Here is a 5,437-nt window from a genome sequence, read left to right on the forward strand (position 1 = left end):
CACCCCCGTCATCACCCTCGACGCCCGACGACGCGACAGCGCCAAGAGCGCCCTCATCACCCTCGTCGAACACGCCCTCCTCGCCCGCCTGCGGTAGGAGAGCACACGCGCCGAGCAGCACCGGAGGCGAGCGCGCGAACAGAAAGCGCCGCAGGTCGGCAGCCCCGGCGCCCCACCCTCGCGGTCGGGCGCCGGGGCACCTGCGCAGACGGGGTGTCGTCCAGGCGGCCCACGCAAGACCCCCACATAAGCGGCGGATAACAGTTCGGTAGGCATTTTGTGATCAACAGTGACCATGTGTAGCGATTTAGCATCGCTCAGCGCCAGAAGACCACGGTTTTGTTCCACGATGTCGGCGAATGTCCGGATTATTCCGCAGTGGGCCGTCATCGACACCTGTTTGTCCCCCATCCCTGCACGTGCTGAAATTCCAGCTACCCCTAAATCCATTACGGCAGTCCCACCCAGCAGCGGGTCGCTGCCAGGGGTAGCGCTGGATTGATCCATGGCCGCCAATCGGCCGAGAGGTTGTTGTCGAGTGAGGCGTAAGCAGCAGGTCGCCCCGCAGCGGCGCTCCGAGCCCCGCCAGAGCGAGCCGAACGGTAACGCAACGGACCCGGCCGGATTCTCCGCGTTCACGCCGGTCGAGGAGCGCCCCCCGGCGCCAACCCCGAAGCCCCCGGCCGCCTCCCAGGAGCGCCGCGGCAGTGGCTCCGCGGACGACGGGAGCGGCGGCAAGGGCGGCAGCCGGTACGACTTCCTCCGGCCCCGCAACTGGCGCGTGCCGGCCCGTCTGATAGCCATCCTGATGATCCCGGTCATCATCGGCCTGATCTTCGGCGGCCTGCGCGTCAACACCTCGGTCGACGGCTACGTCAAGGCCTCGCACGCCGAGAAGACCGCCCGCCTCGCCAAGGCGGCCACCGAGCTCGCCGAGGCGCTGGAGAACGAGCGCGACAAGACGCTCAGCCCCCTGCTGACCGGCCAGGACCCGAACGGCGACGTCGCCAAGACCCGCGCCACCACCGACGCGGCGCTCAAGGCGTACGACGCGGCCTACGAGGCCAGCGACAAGTCCGCCGAGCTGCCCCACCGTCACGCGGCCTTCCAGAGCATGGTGGGCTTCCTGCCGCACCTGCGCGAAGCCGCCTACCGGCCGGACCTGTTCGCGACCGCGACCCAGTCCGCCTACTCGACGATGATCGCGCCGCTGCTGGCCTACGACAACTCGGTCGGCCTCGGCAGCAGCAACATCACCAGCAAGGGCCGCGCGATCTACGCCATGTCGCTGGCCAAGGCCTCGGCCTCCACCCAGCGCGCGCTGATGCTCCACCTGCTGGTCGGCATCTCGGCCCAGTCCACCACCCGGTACGAGAACACCGACCTGATCCAGCAGCTCCTGGTCTCCCAGAAGCTGGAGCAGGTCTCGCTCTCCGAGTTCAACACCGGCAGCGCCCCCGAGGACGCCAAGCGGTACGCCGACGCCCAGGTCGCCCAGGCCGCCGCCGACCAGCGCGCCGCCTACCGGATGCCGAACGGCAACGTGCCGACCATGACGGGCCTGCTGGGCCTCGGCGCCGCCTACACCCAGGCCGCCGCCGAGGGCCAGTCCAAGGGCAAGGCCGCCGCCGACGCCGCCTACAAGGAGGCCAAGGACGCCGGTCTGACCAAGGAGAACTGGGAGCAGGCCTCCAACACCCACCTCGCCAGCCTGCGCGCCACCGAGGTCGCGCTGCTGGACGACGTCCTCCACGACGCCGCCGAGCTGCGCGACAACGCGCTCTACGACGCCATCCTCAACTCGGCGATCGTGCTCGCCGCGCTGGTCCTCGCCGGCGTCCTCACCGGCTACGTGGCCCGCTCGATGATCCTGGGCATGCGCACCCTGCGCAACGCCGCCCTGGAGATCGCCGACCACCGCCTGCCGGACCTCGTCGAGAAGCTCTCCAAGACCGACCCGGACCGGGTGGACACCTCGGTCAGCCAGATCCCGCTGCACGGCAAGGACGAGATCGGCGAGGTCGCCCGGGCCTTCGACCAGGTCCACCGGCAGGCGGTCTCCCTGGCCGCCGAGCAGGCCCTGCTGCGAGGGAACGTCAACGCGATCTTCACCAACCTGTCGCGCCGCAGCCAGAGCCTGATCCAGCGCCAGCTGGCGCTGATCACCGACCTGGAGAACAACGAGGCCGACCCGGACCAGCTGGAGAACCTCTTCAAGCTGGACCACCTCGCGACCCGTATGCGCCGCAACGGTGAGAACCTGCTCGTCCTCGCGGGCGAGGAGGCCGGCCGCCGCTGGAACACCCCGGTCCCGCTGGTCGACGTGCTCCGCGCCGCCGCGTCCGAGGTGGAGCAGTACGAGCGCGTCGAGCTCTCCGGCATCCCCGAGGCCGAGGTCGTCGGCGCCGCCGTGACCGACCTCGTCCACCTGCTCGCCGAGTTGCTGGAGAACGCCACGTCGTTCTCCAGCCCGCAGACCCGGGTGCTGGTCAACGCCACCCGCCTGCCGGACGGCCGGGTGCTGGTCGAGATCCACGACAAGGGCATCGGCCTCACCGCCGAGGACTTCGCCGAGATCAACGAGAAGCTGGCCGAGCCGCCCACGGTCGACGCCACCATCTCCCGCCGCATGGGCCTCTTCGTGGTCGGCCGGCTCTCCCAGCGGCACGACGTCCGCGTCCAGCTCCGCCCCTCCGGCGAGTCCGCGGGCACCACCTCGCTGGTCATGCTCCCGCCGTTCCTGACCCAGATGGGCGCGGCTCCGGAGCCGGAGGAGCAGTTCACCGTCTCCCGGATCTTCGCCGAGCAGGAGCCGTCCGCGGCCGACTGGGCCGCCGAGGTCCAGAACCAGCCGCGCAGCGCCGCCGAACTGGGCTTCGACGACCACCTCACCGGCAACGGCAGCGCCGGCTCCAGCGGCTTCAGCCCGGCCCTGGAGGCCGTCCAGCGCTCGCAGCGGCTCGACCAGGTCCGCCGCGCGGCCCTGGAGGCCGGCCCGCACGGTGCCTCCGAGCAGCCGGTGGTCGACGCCGAGGTCGAGGACGAGTACCCGGCGTACGGCCGGCGCAACGACGACGGCTACGGCCAGGACGGCCAGTACGCCCAGCAGGGCTACGACCAGTCCGGCTACGCCGACGAGCAGTACGGCTACGGCCAGGACGCCCAGTACGCCCAGGACGGGTACGCCGGAGCCGGGTACGGGCAGAACGACTACGGTCAGGACGCCTACGGCCGGTTCCCGCAGCAGGGCTACGGGGACGACCAGTACGGCCAGGGTCAGGGCCAGGACCAGTACGGCCAGGGCCAGAACCAGGGCCAGGACGACCAGTACGGCCAGTACCAGGGCTACGACCAGTCCGGCTACGCCGACGAGCAGTACGGGGCCGAGGAGGCCCCGGCCGGCCACCCGTACAGCCCGGAGCCGCCGGCGCTGCCCGCCGCCGAGACGACCGCCACCCTGCCGTCCGGGCTGCCGCAGCGCCGCCCCGGCCAGCAGTTGGCCGGTGGCGGCCCGGCCGCCGCACCGCAGCAGGGCGGCGGCCAGGACTCCGGCGAGACCCCGAACTGGTTCACCGGCGCCAAGGACACCTCGGCGCCCACCGAACCGCGCGGACACGAGGTGTCCGCGCTGGGCGGCTACGGTCCCACCGGACCGACCGGCCCGACCAGCGCCGCCTGGCAGTCGCCCAACGACGGTGCCTGGCAGCGCGCCGAGCAGCTGCGCGAGCCCGCCTCCGGCGGGACCACCCCCTCCGGCCTGCCCCGGCGGGTGCCCAAGCAGAACCTGGTGGCCGGCAACGCCAAGCCCACTCCGCAGGACGGGCCGCAGGTCTCCCGCAGCCCCGAGGAGGTCCGTGGCCGGCTCACCAACCTGCGCCGCGGTGTGGAGCAGGGCCGCAGCGCCGGCAGCACCGGAAGCTTCCGGATCGACCCCGATCAGGTAGACCCGTCCGGCAACGGACAGCAGAACCGCAGCACCGATCTCTTCGGCGGCTCGAACCACCAGGAGCGTTGAGTTGAGTCAGATGAGCCAGGCCGCACAGAACCTGAACTGGCTGATCACCAATTTCGTGGACAACACCCCCGGGGTGTCGCACACGGTGGTGGTCTCCGCCGACGGCCTCCTGCTGTGCATGTCCGAAGGTTTCCCCCGCGACCGCGCCGACCAGCTCGCCGCCGTCGCCTCCGGCCTCACCTCCCTCACGTCCGGCGCCAGCCGGATCTTCGAGGGCGGCGAGGTCAACCAGACCGTTGTCGAGATGGAGCGCGGTTTCCTCTTCCTGATGGCCGTCAGTGACGGCTCCTCCCTCGCCGTCCTGGCGTCCCCCGACTCCGACATCGGTCTCGTCGGCTACGAAATGGCACTGCTCGTCGACCGCGCCGGCGCCGTCCTCACCCCCGCGCTCCGCGCAGAACTTCAGGGCAGTCTCCTGCACTGACGGTTCGTCGGATACCGTCCTGGTATTCGAAGCACCTCCACGCCCGTCCCGGGCCCGCTTCGGCGGGCTCGGGTTCGGACGTTGTACGGCCTTCGCACCACCGGCTCCGGACCTGTGCCAGAGCTCGCACCGCACCGCCGCACCTTGTGAGGAGAGGAACCGTGACACCGCCCGACGACCGCAGCGGCCAGTACGGCGTTCCGTACCCTGGCACGGGCCATGACGCCTTCGGAGCACCCGGCGTCGTCGGCCACGGTCAGGAGTACGGCCAGCACGGCCAGTACGGCCAGCAGCAGTACGGCCAGCCGTACCCGCCGCAGCAGCAGCAACAACAGCAGTACGGCCAGTACGACCGGCAGCCCTCGTACGACGCACCCCCGGCCGGCTACCCGGCACCGGGAGGGACGACCGGCCACCTGCCCGGCCGGCACTCCGCCCCGGAACCGCAGCCCGGCCGGCACGGCGCGGGCCCCGGCCACGTGCCGGCCCAGCAGCCCGGGTACGTCGAGGAGTTCGAGGACGACTTCGACTCGGGCCCGCTGATCCGGCCGTTCGCGATGACCGGCGGACGGACCCGGCCGCGCTACGAGCTGGCGCTCGAGGCGCTCGTCTCGGCCAACGTCGACCCGCAGCGCCTGGCCACCCTGCTCCCCGAGCACCAGCGGATCTGCACCCTGTGCACCGAGGTCAAGTCCGTCGCCGAGGTGTCGGCGTTGCTCTCCCTTCCCCTGGGGGTGGCCCGCATCCTCGTGGCCGACCTGGCCGAGGCCGGCCTGGTCGCCATCCACCAGCCCGCTTCCGGCGGCGAATCCGGAAACCAGCCCGACGTCACGCTGCTCGAAAGGGTCCTCAGTGGACTTCGCAAGCTCTAACGCGGCCGCCCCCACCCGCGCCACCACCTCCGCGAAGATCGTCGTCGCCGGCGGCTTCGGTGTCGGCAAGACCACGCTCGTCGGCGCCGTCTCCGAGATCAACCCCCTGCGCACCGAAGCCGTCAT

Annotated in this window: 3 protein-coding genes and 2 pseudogenes; all 5 read left to right on the top strand. The window is 71.4% G+C overall.

The genetic code is table 11. The annotated features are described in order from the left end of the window. Nucleotides 1-97: pseudogene (locus AB0J08_RS40910) on the top strand (ATP-binding protein); the annotation flags it as partial. 441 nt (nt 98-538) lie between these two features. Next, nucleotides 539-4,015, top strand: coding sequence for a nitrate- and nitrite sensing domain-containing protein (locus tag AB0J08_RS40915; RefSeq protein WP_360645074.1), 3,477 nt, complete (start codon nt 539-541; stop codon nt 4,013-4,015). Between the two features lie 10 nt (nt 4,016-4,025). Further along, the gene (locus AB0J08_RS40920; protein ID WP_360642581.1) at nt 4,026-4,439 is read left to right on the top strand and encodes a roadblock/LC7 domain-containing protein; all 414 of its coding nucleotides are present in this window, start codon (nt 4,026-4,028) and stop codon (nt 4,437-4,439) included. Between the two features lie 161 nt (nt 4,440-4,600). Continuing rightward, nucleotides 4,601-5,311 carry a DUF742 domain-containing protein gene (locus tag AB0J08_RS40925; RefSeq protein WP_360645077.1) on the top strand — a complete coding sequence of 237 codons (711 nt, stop codon included), beginning with the start codon at nt 4,601-4,603 and terminating at the stop codon, nt 5,309-5,311. Then, nucleotides 5,292-5,437: pseudogene (locus tag AB0J08_RS40930) on the top strand (ATP-binding protein); the annotation flags it as partial. The gene AB0J08_RS40925 and the pseudogene AB0J08_RS40930, both read left to right, overlap by 20 nt.

Origin of the sequence: Kitasatospora sp. NPDC050463, assembly GCF_040655255.1 — a bacterium.
Lineage (GTDB): Bacteria > Actinomycetota > Actinomycetes > Streptomycetales > Streptomycetaceae > Kitasatospora.